The organism is Sphingomonas alpina (assembly GCF_014490665.1).
Taxonomy (GTDB): domain Bacteria; phylum Pseudomonadota; class Alphaproteobacteria; order Sphingomonadales; family Sphingomonadaceae; genus Sphingomonas; species Sphingomonas alpina.
In genome coordinates this window covers 3906538-3925631 of the sequence record NZ_CP061038.1, presented here as the reverse complement: position 1 = coordinate 3925631, position 19094 = coordinate 3906538, and the positions used below count along the sequence as shown (strand labels likewise).

General features: G+C 61.7%; 9 protein-coding genes. 6 read left to right on the top strand and 3 right to left on the bottom strand.

The genetic code is table 11. The annotated features are described in order from the left end of the window. The first annotated feature begins 725 nt into the window (after positions 1–725). Positions 726–6581 carry an SIR2 family protein gene (locus H3Z74_RS18185; RefSeq protein WP_187760984.1) on the top strand — a complete coding sequence of 1952 codons (5856 nt, stop codon included), beginning with the start codon at positions 726–728 and terminating at the stop codon, positions 6579–6581. Positions 6582–6750: 169 nt separating this feature from the next. Here the strand turns inward: H3Z74_RS18185 and H3Z74_RS18180 are convergent, their stop codons facing one another. The 3 genes from H3Z74_RS18180 to H3Z74_RS18170 are packed head-to-tail and all read right to left on the bottom strand — an operon-like array spanning position 6751 to position 12211. Next, the gene (locus H3Z74_RS18180) at positions 6751–8019 is read right to left on the bottom strand and encodes a DUF2264 domain-containing protein (protein WP_187760983.1); all 1269 of its coding nucleotides are present in this window, start codon (positions 8017–8019) and stop codon (positions 6751–6753) included. 29 nt (positions 8020–8048) lie between these two features. Next, positions 8049–8984: a DUF4861 family protein gene (locus H3Z74_RS18175; protein ID WP_187760982.1), complete on the bottom strand. Its 936-nt coding sequence runs from the start codon at positions 8982–8984 to the stop codon at positions 8049–8051. Next, a complete protein-coding gene (locus H3Z74_RS18170; protein ID WP_187760981.1) occupies positions 8981–12211 on the bottom strand; it encodes a glycoside hydrolase family 2 TIM barrel-domain containing protein in 3231 nt (1076 codons plus the stop codon). The genes H3Z74_RS18175 and H3Z74_RS18170 overlap by 4 nt, the downstream gene beginning before the upstream one ends. A gap of 85 nt (positions 12212–12296) precedes the next feature. Here H3Z74_RS18170 and H3Z74_RS18165 point away from each other — a divergent pair, with 85 nt between their 5' ends. The 5 genes from H3Z74_RS18165 to H3Z74_RS18145 all read left to right on the top strand — a co-directional run bounded on the left by H3Z74_RS18165 (position 12297) and on the right by H3Z74_RS18145 (position 19074). Continuing rightward, entirely contained in the window at positions 12297–13079 is a 783-nt protein-coding gene (locus H3Z74_RS18165) for a FadR/GntR family transcriptional regulator (RefSeq protein WP_187760980.1), read from the top strand. 158 nt (positions 13080–13237) lie between these two features. After that, positions 13238–14557 (top strand): MFS transporter, encoded by a 1320-nt coding sequence (locus tag H3Z74_RS18160; protein ID WP_187760979.1) that lies wholly within the window; start codon positions 13238–13240, stop codon positions 14555–14557. Next, positions 14554–15702, top strand: coding sequence for a glycoside hydrolase family 88/105 protein (locus H3Z74_RS18155; RefSeq protein ID WP_187760978.1), 1149 nt, complete (start codon positions 14554–14556; stop codon positions 15700–15702). Before H3Z74_RS18160 ends, H3Z74_RS18155 begins: the two co-directional genes overlap by 4 nt. A 17-nt stretch (positions 15703–15719) precedes the next feature. Beyond that, on the top strand, positions 15720–16556 hold the full coding sequence (kduI, locus tag H3Z74_RS18150; RefSeq protein ID WP_187760977.1) for a 5-dehydro-4-deoxy-D-glucuronate isomerase: 837 nt from the start codon (positions 15720–15722) through the stop codon (positions 16554–16556). 253 nt (positions 16557–16809) lie between these two features. Then, positions 16810–19074: a TonB-dependent receptor gene (locus tag H3Z74_RS18145; RefSeq protein WP_187760976.1), complete on the top strand. Its 2265-nt coding sequence runs from the start codon at positions 16810–16812 to the stop codon at positions 19072–19074. The last annotated feature ends 20 nt before the right edge of the window (positions 19075–19094 follow it).

Here is a 19094-nt window from a genome sequence, read left to right as displayed (position 1 = left end):
AGCGCCGCGGCGGCAAACTCCCGCAGTTGTGCGAGGTTTGATGGATCCACACGGGAGTTTCGCGGGGCGCTTGCGGGACAATCGGGAAATGCGGGCGGTCATCATGCGCTGTTCGATTCAAATGGCAGGCCGGATGGACCTTTATCAGTGGCGCGATGCGCCCTGCCCACGCTGGAGAGCCGATATGACCGCGCCAGACAGCGATGCGAATCGAGCGGGGGCAGCCGAGCGGACCTTGGCGGCGTGGGCGGGAAGCGCGGCGGGCCCTGAAAATTCAGGACACGAACCCAGGTGTCCAGCCGATGACAGTGGCCTTCCGATTCCGCGCGCTTCTGGGAGGATGCGGTGAACGGTGAATAGGCCGGCCTGCCCCCCCGCCTTTCTGCGGGCCGGTTCGCTTAAACTAAGCTCTTCTACCTTCTCTATGGTGATATAGCCCCCAGAGATCCGAACCATGGCGAGCGCAATACTCGGCCAATGCGAGGCGGATTTCAACGATGATCGCGGTCTGCTCGATCCCCGACAGCCCAGGCGCGTTGAATTCATGCAATCGGGAGGCGTGCAAGTCTCGCTAGGTGTGTTCATGACGGAATTTCCACGCCGGTAAGACGGTGCGCATAATTTATGATGGAATTCCAGTCCTCAGCCACAACGAGGCCACAAGAGCATGGACAACTGAAGGTAATCTGGCAGGATATAATAAATAGGGAGGGGGCCTTTTCTGCATGCACGACACGATAAAGGAGTCTCTTGGCGATTGGGTTTATGCTGAGGATTTGCTGACTCAGTCGCTCGATTCAGACCTGACCGAACAGCACGGAATCGCGCAGATCGCGCGTGGGCTGAATTCGAACCGCCTGATTGCAGTAATTGGATCCGGAATGTCCAAGGCTTATGGGCAGCCATCCTGGACCGACCTGCTGATCGACACGGCGGATTATGTCAGGAGTAGGTTGCCAGAAGCGGTTACCAATGATTGTCCATGGGATCATCCACTCGACCGATACTGGAAGACCTTCAATCGTTTCGGTCTTTGTGAGCGGCCGCTTCAGATCTCGACCGCGCAATATCCGACGGCGTTTGAAATCTGCGAGAATCTGTTGGGCGCTTGGCTGGTTTTCGAACGCCAGAAGATGGGCGAGGTCTTCAGCGTTCGTGAGGAGCTAATAAAGGCCTCGCAGCTGCTCCGAAGCCGCCTCAAATGGCAATTGCGCGACAATCGGGGCCGCGTGGTGCTGGCATTGCGGCGGCTGGAGGTCCGGCAGCCTTCTAATGCTGCAGAACTCAAGGAGCTCAAGGCGTTTCGCGCTATGTTGGAGTTTTCAGAGGACCCGCGTTCGGAAGACGAAGAGACTATCATCAAGCTCGTGAGCCGAAGCTTTTACGCGCGCAACGACGACCTTTCGCTTCAGAACAACCTGCCTCCGCCCACCGGGAGTCCGGCCCTTGAGCAAGCTTTGTCGTTGTTCCTCGGCGTGCCTGCGGGCGAGAGCAATGGTCGAAAGCGGACGGATGACGACGACCCGAATGTCTATGATATCATCGAAGCCTGGATCGAAATGCTCCCGGCAAGCTCAGCAGTCACAAGCATCGTAGCTTGGAGCAGCAAGATCGTATCGACGGTGCGTGGCGCCGAAAAAGAGACGAAGAATGCCACGAAAACAGCGCTTGAAGAGCAAATTCGGGCTGACCGCGCCGCGATGTCGGTCAAACAGGATCCCTATGCGATCCTGACCGAAGAACTGGAAATCAAGCGCTTCCTTACCACCAATTATGACGACGAGCTTGACCGTTTGCTCGAAGCGCGCGGGTTCAAGGAGACCTATCAGGAGGATATTGCGCCGGTGCCAGCCGACGCCGGGCGGCCGGCGCGTCCTCCGGCCACCCGCACCACCTATATCGATGCGGTGGCGCGTCGCGCCGACGTCATAGCATGCGAGCCCGGCGCTTCAGCCTATATGTTCGAATATGGCGCGGACCGGAAGGATTCGCGTATCCAGTCGCTGCACATCCATGGTCGCGCGCGCAAACAGGAATCGCTGCTAGTGCTCAGCCAGCGCGACTATCGCGAACGATATGCACGCGACGACGAGCCCCAGGCGCAGACTGACGATGCGATGCGCCAGATCTTCAACGGAAATCCCTTGCTTTTCCTCGGCCTCGGCATGACCGAACCCGACATCCTGCGACCCCTGCGCGCCTATTCGGACGAAGTCTCGCGCATCATCGAGCGGCCCGCGGTCGCCCTTCTGCCCCACAAGGAGGGCGACAAGGACATCCGGCAGCGTATGGTCGCGTTGTCCGAGTACGGCATCTACACGCTACTCTACGGCACGGCGCAGCAGCCATTTCACAACGCCGCGGGCAAGAAGGAAATCAGGGACCTGCCGTTGCTGCGGGCGCTCTCCGTCATCCAGGATTTCGCCTATGAATATTTCAAGTTCGAAGGCGCCGGTGACGACGCCAACGACAAATCCACCATCAGGAAGCTGACCGCCGATCCTGAGGGCAATGTCGCGGACTTGGACAGGGCTTTGGCGATCGTGTTCGGCAAGCGGCCAGGATCTAGGCTCAAATTGCGTGAAATATTCAAGCGCCGTTGGATCTCACCGAGCATCGGCGATGATACGGCGTGGCCGATCACGGCGATAGAGGGGCGCCCCGAATTCACGAGCGTTATCTCGAAGATCGCCAGGTTGGCCCGGTGCATCCTGTGCGAAATACACGAGCTTGGGACAGGCGATATAACGTCCGAAGATCGAGACCGACGCCGCGCCGCGGGACGTATCCTGACCTCGGCCTTGCTCAATATGGCGCTCTCGAATTTTCTCAACGCCCGGCTTCGCCGCCTGGTCGATGAGCGCAAGGCATGGAAGGACCGCTGGAGTTGCGCGCCCCGCACGCGCGAGCCGGAAGGGGTTGGCGCGCTGGACGTGCTGGTCAGGTGGGACAATAGTAAACCTCTGGAAAACGAGCAGGCCTCGCATCTCCGGGCCTCCCGGCACCGGACATTGCTGAAGGTCTATCCCGATCCGAACGCAGCGTTTCAGGAATATGGCGGGTTCCGGCACCCTGACGGCAAGATCAAATGGGAGAAGTTCGCACGGGACATGGGGGCACCTGTGACCGACCGATATTTCTCGGGTTCGCCATCGCATATCTTCCCTTCGCTGCGCGCTTCGCTTGAACAAATGCCTAAGCATTCAGTGCGATCGGGGCGGCGCATGATCTTCATGCTCGGCGGTCGCGGCGTTGGACGAGGCCAGGTGTTCAACGCGATGCGTAACGAGGAGCGCTTCAGAAAGCTCTGCCTTTGGCTCGGTCATCTCAAACCCGACGATCTGGGCGAGATCGACGAGGAGGAGGTTTCGGGAATCAACTCTGCCTTTTTCAATATCGGCATGTCGCACGAAGTGATCTCGGTGTTCGATCGGCTCGCTTATCTGCTTGAACAGATCGTGTTGCGGTTTGCTGGCGATCGGGATCCCCGGATTGGGCAGCACATCAAATCGCTGGCGGGAAATCGGATTGAGCGACTGAAATTTGCGCTGTCGATGATGGTTGAGCATGCGGATGCGTTAAAGCCGACCATCGTCGTGTTCGATCATTTCAGCGCCTTGTTCAACCGGGATGGGCGCCCGAAAAATGCCCAGGCCCAGGAACTCTACAAGCTGCTCACCGACGAGGAATATGCCGCGGCGCCAATCGATTTCATCATGATGATGAACGAGCGTTTCGCGCCGATCAACTTGCGCCGCAAGTCCAAGAAACGCGTTCCCGGAACCTTGCCTGACGCGCGAATCAAGTGCCAGTGGCTCGTTCCCGACAATCTTTCCAAAGCGCGTATGCTTGAGTTGGAGGGGCGGCTGGAAGCGGCCGGGATCAGGGCCAGCGAGAAGCCGACCGCCAGCGGCTATTTCATCTACCTGCTCGATCCGATCAGTCCGGTCGCGATCGCCGCGCGCTTCTTTACACGCGCAGCCGTCGCACTCTGCCTGTTGGGCGAGCAGCAAGGGACGCGCGAACGGTTCGAGGACACACAGGTCGCGTTCCTGACAGAGCAATGCCGCAGCGGTGATCTGGCGCGATACAAAGACCGGAAACATATTCCCATTCCGCGCGAAGACGGTGCGGCGCCCGGTGCAGATGAGATTTCGAAAATACAACTGGCGATCAATTCGGTTTTCAAGGACCAGAACCAGATCAGGCCGAGGATCGCCGATGCGACGGACTTGTCTTTTCGCCAAGTCGTCCAGCATTACGAGGATGGATCAGTTGATCGCTCGCTGCTGTACTTTCTCCATTCCTATATCCAGGATGACGCAAGGGAAGGCGAAGCGCCGAGCGATGTCCGCAGCGTCGGGAGAATCGCGGACCCGGAGCAGAAACTCACCGATGCCTGGAATATTGCAATCCAGCCGGGCCGTCATGAGAAGATCAGGCCGGCTGCAGATATGTTCGACACGATTGGCACGATCACCGGGCATAACCGCTATGCTATGACCGCGTTGTTCGCGGCAATCGACGACATGATCGCCCGGCGCTGGCCGGATTTTCCCGAGGGCGTGGTCAATCTCGCGCCCGTTGTCGATCTGCTCACGCGGCTCAAACTGACCACCTCGGGAATCGAGCCTGACAAGAGGTCGGACATCGTCATCGAGCACATCCTCGGCGTCTACCAGACCGACATGCTGAGCAGCATGGGCAAGCGGCTTACTGCGTGGCCGTACAGACCCGCTGTTCCGACCAGGGGAGAGGACAGCGACTGGAAGAACGAGGCGGACTGGATCGTCGGAGCCTCGGGATTAAGCGACGCGCTCCTGGCGGATTTTGTCGACGAGCTGATTAAGATCGATCACAAGCTTCTCTACGTCGCTCAGGAGGAAATGCTGGTCGCGATGTCGCTGATCGGTCAGCCTGTCGACGTAACCGTTCTGCTGGGCATCGGCACAGTCCACGGCTCGATCGAACGCATCGCCAAGCAATTGTTGAGCGGACTTCTGGAGAAATACCCGGGCGAAAATCTCGACCTTTATCTTCAGGCCTTCCACCGGTTGTTGGTGCTCAACGTGATGGATCTGCTGGTCCACCGCTGCCTAGTATTTCGGATCGTCCCCAAGGGCGACGAGGTCAAGATGAAGGGCCGGCAGTTCCACCGCTTCGCCGCGCATAAGACGGTTCGCCGCCACGTCTACCTTCGGTTCAATTCGCCGGCGATCGATTTCGCGGATGTCGATCAGTTGACCGTCTCGCTTTATGCTACGCAGCCGAACGAACTGCCGAAGCCTAGCGCCGATGGTCATCGCCGCGTTCGCGCGATGGTCGAGCAATTGGCGGGGTACGAGCGTCCGTTTTCAGCGTCTCCGTTTCCGGACAAGCTCGACTCCGCATATTCCGGAACGGCGCATCATCCGTCGAATTTGAAAATCAGGCGCAGCCGGCTCCGCGCTGCTTATGGCGCGTTGCGCTCGATCTATTCGGTCGGCGTCGTATCCCGCTTCGATACCTATGAGGAACAGGGCATGGCCGCCCCGGAAATGGGGTATTTCGAGGCGCATCGTCTCCGCGTCCGGTGGCTCCTTCGCAAAGCCGCCACGCTGGATACGGACGACAAGGAATCGAACAAGGAACTCAACACCTTCCACGCTGAGGAGATTGTCTGGTTGTTCAACGAGTGCGGCGTTCTCAGCTTGGCGTCGGGAAGGATCGATGACGCCCTGCAATTGCTGATCCGCGCAAACCTTGCCGCCACGCAATTGGTCGAGGCCGGGAAATGGGGTGCGCTACACGCGCGGATTGGATTGAATCTGGCGCTGGCCTGGATCGAGGCGGGCGATGTCGCCGCAGCGGACAAACTTCTGCGAAAGATCGAGCTCGATCGCGTGGAGACCGACCCGATCCATCTGATAGCGCATGGGTACCGCGGTTACGTGAAGGCTTTCCGCGGAAACTTGGTTGATGCCGAGAAGCAGTTCGAGCACGCCTTTAACTGGCTGAACGGGATTGGCCGTTCGCGAGCAGCCGCGATCTTCCAGATCCATCACGCAGACCTCGTAAGGCGTAAGAGCAGCGATCATATCGACACGGCGATCGCGATGCTCGTGGGCGCGCGCGAGTTGGCAGCGAACGGCGGACACGAAGATATTCGCGCGCTGGCCAGGTTGGGCATCGCTGTCGCGCGGATCGACCGATTGGGTGGCAAGGGCGACGTTGCTGAGAAACTGCAGATATTGCGCGCTCTCTCTGAACTTGAAGACTATGCCCGCAAGATGGGCATGCCGCGGCTGTCCGGCCGGATCCAGCTGGCGCGCGCACAGTTGCTCATCCAAGGTGGTGAACATCGGCTAGCGGCTGAAGCGGCACAACGCGCGTTGCAGATAGCTACTCGCTACGGTGCGGAAATCTTAAAAGTCCCGGCCATGGCTCGATTGGGACAATCGATGTTGATGATGGGGCGACCGGGAGCGCAGCGACTTATCGTGCGAGCACGAGATATGGCGACGAATGCCGGATATTTTTCCGAAGTAGGCACAATTGAAGCCCTTTTGTCAGAAGACCGTTGGGTGTCTGAGCCTATATAACGCAAGCGCTTCTTCGGTGCTAGGCTAGTTGGCGGTGCGTAAATTGCGATTGCGATCCGCCCTAACTCGGAAAGCCGCGCGGCAATCATCGCTGGATTACTTGGGCGATCGGTTGGTGTTGAGGCTTCTCGGTCCAAAGCGGCCTGAGGGCTAACGTTGGATGTTGGCGTCAGTAGTCTACATAATAATCCTTCGGAAAATCCTGCCCGGCAAACGCTTTCCTGCTGGTCCAGCTGGCAGCGGGGCTGCTCCAATAGCTGTCGTCAGCCGGCAGGCCGAGCGGGATCAGGCTTTCCGATGCGATATACATGCTGCCGGCGTTCGAATACCAGTCGCCCAGCTTCGGCTGGTGTCCGGTGAAGCCGATCGTCAGATAGCCCTTGTCATCGAAGTTGGAGTCGAACCCGAATACCGCCCGCTGCGCCGCCAGGGTCGCTGCGCGCACCTGGCCCTCGGGTAGCGAAGGCGGGAGCTGTTTGCGCCAGCTGAGCAGGCCAAGCGGCTGGAACACCGCGGTGCGATAGGTCAGCGACCGGCCGATCGGTGCGTAGCTGCCATCGGGTGCGATGAGCCGTTCCAGATGTTCGCCATAACGCCGCATGCGCTTATAGGCCTGATCAAGCAGCGCCTTGGCGTCGAGACTGTTGAACTTGGCGCCGGTCGCGACGAGCACTTCCAGTATCTCGACCAGCATCGGATGGATCACATAGGATCCGTAATGGTCGAAATGGAAGCGCGGGCCATCCGCATACCAGCCATCGCCGACATACCATTCATTGACCTTGCGTACCGCCAGATCGATGCGGACCGGATCCCAATCCTCGCCGATCGAGAGCAGAAACGCTTCGTTCATCGCCGCGAAGAGCAGCCAGTTGGTGTAAGGCGGGGAGAAGTGGCGGGCGCCCTTGATCTCGTCGATCACGCGTTTCTTGGTGGTCGCGTCGAGCGCCTTCCAAAGCTGCGGCGCGCGCATGAAGGCATTGGTGTAATAAGCTGAATCGACCAGCGCCTGCGCCGACTCGCGCCACAGCAGATAGTCCGGGCTCGCGGGATCGACCGAATGGGCGTAGCTCGCCACGGCCTGGTCGCGTAGCGTTGCGCGCAGCTTACCCTCGGGCGACGCGTCATCAGGCAGCGCGAGCCATGGTGCGATGCCGGCGATCAGGCGGCCGAAACATTCGAGATAGGCGACCTTCGGATTGCGGCCATCCCAGGTGGGGCTGAGTTCGGGTTTGAACACCGTCTGCAGCCTGCCCTGCGACATCGGCGCCAGCACGGGGCTGGCCATTTTCGCCAAAAGATCAACCATGTAGGCGCGATCGGCGACGCCGCTCCCCGACACCGCGGACGACCGGCTCTTCGCCTGTGCGGATGCTGTCGATATGGTGGCAAGCGTGCCGGCGCCGAGCGCCGAGGCGAGGAAGTTGCGTCGTTCCATGATCTGCGGTTCCGTGTGTTGGGATTGGCTCAGCGCGTTTTCGGCACGGCGAAGTCGACCGGCTCGGCGGCGACCGCGCGGTCCCATTCGGCACGGGTCCGGAACCCGTCCTGGCCCAGGCTCCAGGCCGAACCGGAATAATAGACGAACGGCTTGCCGGGCATTTCCTTCAGCAGGACGAGGTAATTATCGGCGTCGTTCCTGATCTCGACGATGGTCGCCGGATCGACCCGCAGCGCGATCATCATCCGGCCGTGATGGGGATCGTCCGGCCCCCACCAGGAAAGCAGGCCCTTGGCGCGATCGACGGTGAGGTCACCGCCATCGCCGGTGGTGCGCTTGCCGATGCCGATGCCGACAACGAGCGCGCCCGGCTTGTCCGAACGAAGCGTCGAGACCATGCGCGTGAAGTGCGTGCCGAGCGGCAGCGTGAAGCGCCGTGTCTCCCGGACCGTCCGGGTCACGTCGATCGGCCACGGCGCATAGTCGACTTCGAAATCGGCGACATCGGGACCGTTGCGGAGGATCCGGTAGTTGCGATAATTGCGCGACGTCCACAGCTTGTTATCGTGCCAGATGCCCAGCCCGCCAGCGCCGCGGCCAGTGCCGACATTGTAGAAATCCAGGCCCTCGCCGTGGAACTGATGCTGGTCGCCCGAGCGGAGCTGGCGATCGGCGAAGGGCCAGGCAACATTCTTGCCCCAGCTGTCGATGCCCGACCCCGAGGGCGGCTCGGCCGCTTCGAGCGCGTGGCCGTAAATGCGGTGCGCGGTCTTGTCGTTTTCCCACAGCAGATCGTCATAGCGATAGTCGGCGAGCAACACCGCCGCGCGCGGCGTCTTGTCCGGCGTCGGCGGCAACGGTTTCTCGACCGGCGGCAGTTGCGCGGTGCCCGGCACATCCTGTGCCAGCGCGGTGCCGGCAAACAGGGTCGCGGCCGCGACCAAAGCGAAGTGACGATTCATTGCAGGGCTCCGGCATTGACTGGCGTGGCACGCGCGGCGTTGGTGCCGTTTCCGGCAAAGGGAGTCAGCCGAAACCGATAGGTCAGCGGCTTCAGCGCGACGCGGTATTTGGGCAACGGCCGGCCGCCCGCATCCCAGCTATTGTCGCCGCCCACACCGGACTGGACGGCATCGACCATCAACGACACCGCGTCATGCGGCACGATATCGGTGCTGCGGCGCGTGCCCGGCGGACGGCGAGAAAGATCGTCATAGGGAAAGGCGAGCGCATTCATCGAAAGCGGCGCATCGCCCGTAACGCGCAGGCCGCCCGTCCCGGGCCGCAGCAGTTCCATCCAGCGGACATCCACTTTGTTGCCGCTTTCCTGCGGCCGCATATAGTCATGATATTGGTCGGCGATCAGCCCGCGCCACAGGCCAAGCGGTGCGCCGGTCTTGCGGTCCTGATAGGTTTCGTGCGGACCGCGGCCATACCATTCGAGCGTGTCGATGACGGCGGGCATGGTGAAGGCCATGCCCACACGCAACGGATCGGGCAGGCCGGCTTTGAGCGGCGTGAACGCACCTTCGACCCACACCGAGCCATCGCCCGCCATCCGGTAGCGCGAGACGAATGTCGCCGCGCCATCGCCCATAGCAAAACGCACCGTGACTTCGGCGCCGTCCGTGCCGAGCTTGCGAGCTTCGATGCCCTGCACGACGCGCGCTGCGGATGCCTGTTTCCAGACGCCATGGGTCTGCTCAATGCCAGTGCCGATGTCATTGTCGATCAGCGCGCGGTAGAAATTCGGTGCGCCGCCCTGAAGCAGCAGGGCACCATTTGCGGTATAGCGATCGACCAGGCCGGTCTTGCGATCGACCACCAATTCGGTGCCGCCGGCGGAAAGGCTTAGCTTGCCGCCACGATCGGTCAGCGCGACCGCGCCTGAAGCGGGCGGAGTCTCCACCGGCTCGCGGCCCAGCTCGAACTGCTCCCAGCCGATCACCGCCCCGGTATCGACCGCGGGGATCGTTCCCGCCCTGGCGCGGGCGGTGACGGTCAGCACATAGTCGGCGCCCGGTTTGCGCGCGAAAGGCGGCAAGGACAGTTTTGCGATTGCGTGGCCATGCGCGGGCACCAACGGCGCACTGAAGTCGCCCCTGGCGACGGAAACGCCGTCCTCCAGCACGTCGTAGCCGAAATCATAACCCGACAGATCGGCGAAGTCGTAGCGATTGACGATCTTCACTGCGCCGCTCGCGATATCGAAGCCGGCGAACTGGATCGGCGAATAGACCTTGCGCAGCTCGAACAGCTGCGGGTTGGGCGTACGGTCGGATTGGTACAGCCCGTCGCCGAATTCGATGTCGCCGCCCGGGTTCGGGCCATATTCGCCGCCAGTGCCCCAATAGCGTTTTCCCTCGGCGGTATAACGGTACATCGACTGATCGACCCAATCCCAGATGAAGCCGCCCTGCAGCTTGTCCGGATGCGCGTAGATCGCGTCCCAATATTCCTTCAGATTGCCGCCCGAATTGCCCTGCATATGGGCATATTCGCATTGGATCAGCGGCTGGCGGAACGACCAGTTCTCGGCATAATCGACCATCCGTTCGACGCTGTCGTACATTGGCGCATAAATGTCCGCATAGTCGTTCGGCCGATGGTCGGGGAGCCCGGGCCAGGTGCCCCAGCCAAGATAGCTGAGCAGCCGGTCCGGATCGCGCGCCTTCACGGCCGCGGCCGCTTTGTTGAAGGTCGGGCCGATCCCCGCCTCGTTGCCCAGTGACCAGAAAATGATCGAGGGATGATTCTTGTCGCGCTCGACCATGTTGGTGACGCGAGTGACATGCGCCGCTTCCCAGGCGGGATCGAAACCGATCTGATATTTGCCGCGAAGCTCGGGATGCTTGTTGGCCCAGTCCATATAGCCGTGGCTCTCGATATTGGCCTCGTCCATCACATACAGGCCGTATTTGTCGGCAAGATCGTAGAGCCGTGGATCATTGGGGTAATGCGACGTGCGGATCGCGTTGATGTTCGCGCGTTTCATCAACTGCACGTCATGCTCCATCGTCTCGAGCGAGACGGTGTGGAACGTCTCGGGATCATGCTCGTGGCGATTGACGCCGCGGATCGTGATCGGCTTGCCGTTGACGGTAACCAGCCCGTCCCGGATCGCGACGCTGCGGAACCCGATCCGGCTATAGGTCGACTGGATGATCCGCCCGTTGGCGTCGTAGAGTTCGACCAGCAGCATGTAGAGATTGGGCGTCTCGGCGGTCCAGGCGCGGACGTTCGGCAGCGTGCCGTTGAGCGTGATGCTGCGCTCGGCGGTGCCGGGTGCGACCTTGTGCGAGACGTCGAGCACCTGGCGATCGCCATCGAGCAACACCGCGCGGGCGGTGGTCGCGGCGCCGGCGGTGACCGCCAGATCGACCGTGAGCCTGCCTTGCCGGTAGCTCTTGTCGAGCCCGGCATGGACGAAGAAGTCGCGTATCCGCGTTTTCGGCGCAGCCATCAGAAAGACTTCGCGCTCGATCCCCGACACGCGCCAGAAATCCTGATCCTCCAGATAGGAGCCGTCGGACCAGCGAAAGACCTGGATCGCGACGACGTTCCGGCCGGGATGAAAGAAGCGGCTGACGTTGAACTCGGAAGGGAGTTTCGAATCCTCGGAATAGCCGACCTTCTCGCCATTGACCCACACATAATAGGCCGATCCCGCAGCGCCGATATGAAGGATGATATCCTCGCCCGACCAGTGGGCGGGCACCTCCACGTCGCGGCGATAGGAACCGACCGGATTGGTCGCGTGCGGGATCAGCGGGCGATTGGCGGGGAAGGGATAGGTGATGTTGTTGTAGCGCGGCTGGTCATAACCCTCGGCCTGCCAGTCGGCCGGGACCTTGATCTCCTTCCAGCCGGAGACGTCGTAACCTGGCTTCTCGAAGCCAGCCGGCAATTTGTCGGCATTGGGCGAGAAAGCGAATTTCCACGGCCCGCTGAGCAGAAGGAAGCGATCGGATTTGGTGCGATGCCCCGCAATCGCCTTGGCGCGGCTCTCGAACGGAAAGCTGGTGGCGCGGGCCGGTTCCTTGCCGCGCGCGAAGACCGCTGGATTCTCCCAGTCCGGACGCTCGGTAGAAATCTGAGGCTGAATTGGCAGCACGGGAGCATTTTGCGCCGCCAGCCCGACAGGCGTAACGGTGAGCAGGGAGGCGGTGAACAGCCAAACCGAGCGCATTGTTCTTTTCCTCCCCCGGTTCGTTTCGCCGGATCGACTGGCTTGGCCATTGATGATAGAGCCAGCTTACAATTTGGAGATTCGTATGACAAGTCGAGTCATCGGAGCCCGGTCAGTGGAGGGGGACATCATCGGCGAAGATATGGCACGAACTTCGTCGCTCACCGACGATGTGTTCGCGAAACTCGAAGCGCAGATTCGCTCGGGCGGGCTCGCGCCGGGCTCGCGCCTGCCAACCCAGAAGGAAATCGCCCTTACCGAGAATGTGAGCCGGACCGTGGTGCGCGAGGCGGTGGCCCGGCTCAGCGCGCAGGGCCTGACGGTTTCGCGCCAGGGTTCGGGCGTGTTCGTCGCGGATACCGCAGAATATCGCGCCTTCCAGATCACCAGGGACGAACTCAACGAACTGGCCGATGTGATCAAGCTGCTCGAGATGCGACTCGCGGTGGAGACCGAAATGGCGGGCCTTGCCGCCGCCCGGCGCACGACCGCGGACATCGGCGGGATCCAGGAAGCGCTGCACCACATGAATGAGCAGAGTGGCGACCCGATCGCTGCGGCCAAGGCGGATTCGGCATTCCACCTCGCCATCGCCCGCGCGACGCAGAATGACTATTATGTCCGGCTGGTTGATTTCCTTGGCTTGCGGCTGGTCCCGCCGCGCAATCTCTATCTGCGCGACCAGCCCGACGAGGCGCACCAAGCCTATGTCGCAAAGGTGCGCGGCGAACATGACGCGATCGTCGATGCGATTGTCCGCATGGATCCGCAGCGGGCACGCGAAGCGGCGCGCCACCATATGCAGGAGAGCCTCAGCCGGCACTCAATGCTGAGCGCCAGTGCGCGGGTTCGCGACCGGTCGGCCTGATCAACGTCGTTTGTAGCCATGCGTTGACGACAAACGCTAAGGTTGTATGATAACTTCATAAGCGAGCAGCAGGTTTGCGGCGGAGGGATTATGCAAAGAGCAATGGCTGTGCTGGATTCGGCACGCGCATCCAGCTGCGGTTTCCGGCGAGGCGCGGCATGAGCGGCGAGAGCGACGCGATCGTTGCCGGCGCCGCCCGCCGGGCCCGTGGTTATCGTTGGGTGATCTGCGGCCTGCTCTTCGCCGCGACGGCGATCAACTATATCGATCGACAGATGATCGGCGTGCTCAAGCCGCTGCTTCAGTCCGATCTCGGCTGGAGTGAGGGGCAATATGCCGACATCGTGTTCTGGTTCCAGGCGGCCTATGCGCTCGGTTATATCGGCATGGGCCGGTTCATGGACTTTGCCGGCGCACGTTTCGGCTATGCCGCCGCGTTCGCCTTCTGGACGCTGGCCCATGTCGCGCACGGGCTAGTCCATAGCGTTGCCCAGTTCGCGATGGTTCGCTTCGCGCTTGGCCTCGGCGAATCCGGCAATTTCCCCGCCGGGCTCAAGGCCGTGGCCGAATGGTTTCCGCAGCGCGAACGCGCGCTGGCGATCGGCATCTTCAACGCCGGCGCCAATGTCGGCGCGATCGTCACGCCGCTGCTCATTCCCGCCGTGGCGCTGGCTTATGGCTGGCGCTTCGCATTCGTGGCGACGGGCCTGCTCAGCATTGTCTGGCTGGTCGCCTGGATCGCGATCTACCGCGCGCCGGAAAAACATGACCGGGTGAGCGCCGAGGAACTCGCGCTGATCCGCAGCGACCCCGAGCCGTCGGTCGAACGCCTGCCATGGCGCCGGCTGTTCGCGGTGCGCGAAACCTGGGCCTATGCGGTGCCGAAGTTCCTGACCGACCCGATCTGGTGGATGTTCCTGTTCTGGCTGCCCGACTTTCTCGGCCGGCGCTACGGGCTCGACCTCAGAAGCTTCGGCCCGCCGCTGGTGGTGATCTATGTCCTGTCGGACGCGGGTAGCGTGATCGGCGGCTGGGCCTCGTCGCGGATGATCAAGGCCGGCCTGACGCCGAACCGCGCGCGCAAATTCACCATGCTCGCCTGCGCGGTAGCGGTGTTGCCGATCGTTACTGTGCAATATGTCGATTCGCTGTGGGTCGCGGTATTGCTGATCGGGCTGGCGACGGCAGGGCACCAGGCTTTCTCCGCCAATCTGCTGACCTTGCCCTCCGATATCTTCCCGCGCGCCGCGGTCGGATCGGTTGTCGGCATCGGCGGCACGGCAGGTGCGATCGGCGGCATGCTGATCGCCAAGTTCATCGGTTATGTGCTCGACGTTTCGGGTAGCTACGCGCTGGTATTCGCGGTTGCGGGCGGCGCCTATTTCGTCGCGCTCGCCGCACTCCATCTGCTCAGCCCAAGGTTGATTCCCGTCAACCCCGGCGCCACCCCGCCCCCCCTAATCGAGGACCGTCCATGATCCTGCGTCCGCTCGCCGCGCTTGCGCTTGCGCAACTCCTGGCCGCGCCGGCCTTTGCTCAAGCGTCTCCCCGGAGCGCCCAACCCGCGGCACGGGAGGCGATCGAAACCGCAACCAAGCTCGCCAAATGGCAGCTCGCCCGGATGGCGGATGCGACGCATGTGTCGCGCATCACGACCGAGACGCGCAATCCGCGCGCCTGGGAACAGGCAGTGTTCTGGATCGGCATGACCGCGCTGGCCGATGCCGGAAAGCGGCCTGAGATCCGTCAGGCAATCCTCGACATGGGCCGGGCCAATCAATGGCTGCCGGCACGCCGACCCTTTCACGCCGATGATCTGGTCATCACCCAATCCTATCTATGGGCGGCGCAGCACGGCGCGGGCGCGGCCGCGCTGGCGCCGACGCGCAAGGCGTTCGACTATATCGTCACGCACAAGCCCCGGGTGACGCTGGCCTTCTACCAGCCGCCCTCGGGTTATGACGACACCGAGTGCCTGACGCGCTGGTGCTGGTGCGACGCGCTGTTCATGGCGCCGCCGGCGATGGTCGAACTGTCCCGTCAGACCGGCGACCGCCGTTTCCGCGACTATGCGATGCAGGAATATTGGGCGACAACCGATTTCCTGTTCGATCCGGCCGAGCACCTCTTCTATCGCGACAGCCGCTTCTTCGGGCGCCGCGACGACAAGAGCCGCAAGCAGTTCTGGAGCCGCGGGAATGGCTGGGTATTCGCCAGCATGCCGCGAATCATCCCGCTGCTGGCGCCGGGCAGCGCCGATCGCACCCGGATGGAGAAGCTGTTCCGCGAAATGGCGGCAAAGCTGAAGACACTGCAGAAGCCCGACGGTTATTGGGCACCGTCGCTGCTGGCGCCCGAGGATTCGCCACCCGAATCCAGCGGCACCGGTTTCTACACCTATGGCATAGCCTGGGGAATCAAGGCGGGGCTGCTCGACCGCCGCGAATATGAGCCAGTGGTTCGCCGCGGCTGGACGGCGCTGACGCGCGCGATCCAGCCGGACGGGCGTCTCGGCTGGGTACAGCAGGTGAGCGACCAGCCGGAGCGCGTGGAAGCGAGCGACACCCAATTCTACGGCGTCGGCGCCTTTCTGCTGGCGGCCACGGCCGTAGCCGCGCTCTGACATCACTGGAGAATTCGGTGTTTCAAAAGACCTATTATGCCACCCATCCGGACATGATGGCGGGTGCCAGCAATGAAGACCTGCGTGACCGCTATCTCGTGAGCGACCTGTTCCGGCCGGGCGAAATCATCCTCAACTATTCGCACGGTGAGCGTTTCATCATCGGTGGCGCCGTGCCCGCGGGTGGTCCGCTTGCGCTGCCGGTGCGTTCCGAGCCCCCCAGCGATGCCGGGCGCCCGCTGCTCGAGCGGCGCGAGATGAGCGTGGTCAATATCGGCGCGAGCGCGGGCACAGTAACCGTGGACGGGCAGGCGCTCGAACTTGCGCAGCGCGAGGCGCTGTATATCCCGATGAACGCAGCCGAGGTGACGTTTGCCGGCGATGGCGCTCGCTACTACTTGCTGAGCGTGCCCGCGCATCGCGCGCTTACACTGCACAAGCTCGCGCTTTCCGATGTGGTACCGATGGAGCGCGGCAGCCTGGAGACAGCGAACGAGCGCAGCATCTACCAGTTGATCCTGCCGCACACCTGCGCCAGCGCTTCGCTGTGCCTGGGCATGACGATCCTCAAGCCCGGCAGCGTGTGGAACACCATGCCGCCGCACGTCCATGAACGGCGCTCGGAAATCTATCTCTACTTCGATTTGCCGGAGGACGACCGGGTCTTCCACTATATGGGTGAACCTGACGCGTTGCGGCATATCGTCATGGCCAACGAGGAGGTCGTGATCTCGCCGCCCTGGTCGGTTCATATGGGCGCGGGAACCCGCGCTTATAGTTTCATCTGGGCGATGGCGGGAGAGAATCTCGATTATAACGACATGAACGTGGTGGACATTTGTCAGCTGAGCTGACGCACTGCGATTTATAATTTGTATTACAACGTCGGGCATTCGGCCGGTTCGGATTGCGTCGATTTCCTGTGCAGATATTCGCGACAAGCAGGGAGAGGCGCACTTAGCTAGCGATATCCGGGATGAGCATAGTCCTGCGTTAACCTCTCGTTCTAAACTTATCATACAACTATTGCATCATGCGGCCTTGCGAGTTACAGCGCTGTTCGAAGTCAAAAAGACTCGGCATTCATCGCGGGAGGGGAAGGAATCCATGAAATTGCTCAACACCACGGCAGTGGCGCGCGCGCTGCTCGCGACCGGTCTCGTATTCGCGGGCGGGGGCCAGGCTCTTGCGCAGGACGCGTCTTCCGAACAGGCTGGAGCTTCGACAACCGACCCGAGCACCGCCACGGGCGAAGATATCGTGGTCACCGCGCAGAAGCGCGAGGAACGCGTCCAGGACATTCCCCTCGCCGTGCAGGTCATCAGCGGCCAGACGCTGGAAGCGCAGGGAATCCGGGAATTCTCCGAACTGACCCGCGCCGCGCCATCGCTGCTCGTCCGGTCGGCCGAACACCCGGTGAACGCGTCGATATCGATCCGTGGTATCGGCACCTTCGCCTTCTCGCCCAGCGTCGAACCGAGCGTTGCGGTCCAGATCGATGACGTCCCGGTGCAGTTTCTTGCACGTGCCTTCGCCGACCTTTCGGATATCGAACGGATCGAGGTTCTTCGCGGACCGCAGAGCACGCTCTATGGGCGCGCAGCATCGGCGGGCCTGCTGAATATCGTGACCCAAGGGCCGACCTCCGAGTTGAGCGGCCGGATCAGCGGCCTGGCCACGACGGATAGCGAATACGGACTCAGCGGTTCCTTGTCGGGACCGATCTCGCCGACGCTGGGCTTCCGCGTCAGCGCGAACTACGACAATTTCAAGGGCAATGTCCGCAACCTGTTCAACGGGGATAAGGTCAACGGGCGCGAGATTCTTTCGCTCCGTGGCAAGCTGGTCTGGAAGCCGACCGATACGCTGAATTTCACGGCGCAGGTCGGCTATATCGACGGCCACACGACGATCGGGCGCCCGTTCATTCGCGTTTCTCCGGCGGCCCGGCTGCGCGGTAACGCTGCCTATGGTCCTTCGGTATTCGCCCCCGGTGTGACGTTCGGCGAGGACAGTACCGACGTCGTCAACAACGTCACGTCGGGCACGGACTATACCGACTTCAGCCAGTCGTTGCGCGGCTCTCTCGATCTCGGTTTCGCCTCGCTCGTGTCGATCACGGCGTGGGACCATTTCAAGCAGTTCGATATTCTCGACCAGGATGAGTCGGCGATCGCCGCCCTCGACAACACTCAGGCCGGCACTTTCAACGTGCATTCCTTCTCACAGGAACTGCGGCTGGTGTCACCGGGGACTCAGCCGTTCCGCTATACCTTCGGCCTGTTCTATTCGGATCTTGATGTGACGCGCGATTTCGTCCGCGGTCCCTTCTTCTCGGTCGCGAACTGGTACGCCACCAACGGCAACAAGCAATACGCCGCTTTCGGTCAGCTCGAGTACGACATCATCGAGGGCACCACGCTCATCGGCGGCGCGCGTGTCGGCCGTAACAAGATCTATGTGACTTTCCAGGACCGGACGGGTGCCCGACCCTATTTCGCGGGCGACAACCCGGAAACATATGAAACCTACAAGCTCGGCATCCAGCAGAAGTTCACCCCCGACATCATGGCGTTCTTCACTTACGCCACCGGTCACAAGGGCGAAGCCTATGACGTCGGGACTGGCTTCAATGCGACGCGCCTGGTGCCGGTCCGTCCGGAAACCTCCAAGGATTGGCAGCTCGGCCTCAAGACCCAGTTCGCCGACCGCCGGGTGACGCTGAACGCGACGCTGTTCAACACGACGTTCGACGATTTCCAGGCGCAGGGCATCGAGACGCTTTCGGACGGCACGATCAATTTCCGCCTGGCGAACGTCGGCAAGCTGCGCACACGGGGCGTCGAGATCGAGGGCTCGGTGCGCGCTGGCGACGACCTGAATTTCTCGGGCGGCGTTACCTATACTGATGCGAAGATCCTCTCCTTCCCGTTTGGGCAATGCTATCCGGGGCAGAGCGCCGCCCAGGGTTGCGTCGGCAGCCCGGCTCGACAGAATCTCGCGGGCTACCGCCCCGCACAGGCACCGGAATGGAAGCTTTCGCTCAGCGGCGACTATACGCCCGCGCTCACCTCCTCACTGGACGGCGTCGTGCAGGCTGCCTTCAACTATCAGAGCAAATTCAATTTTGGGATCAACAACGATCCCGAGACGATCCAGAAGGGCTATGGCATCCTGAATCTGTCGCTTGGCGTGCGCGACCATGACAAAAAATGGGAAGTCGTGGCGTTCGTGAACAATGCCTTCGACAAGCAGTATTTCTTCAACATGAACAACTCGTACGGAAACCAGGGCAATGCCCAGGCTATCCAGAGCAATCTGCCGCGTGATTTTCGGCGTTATGGCGGGGTTCGCGCGTCCTTTAATTTCTGAGATCTTGCTGCTGGACGGGC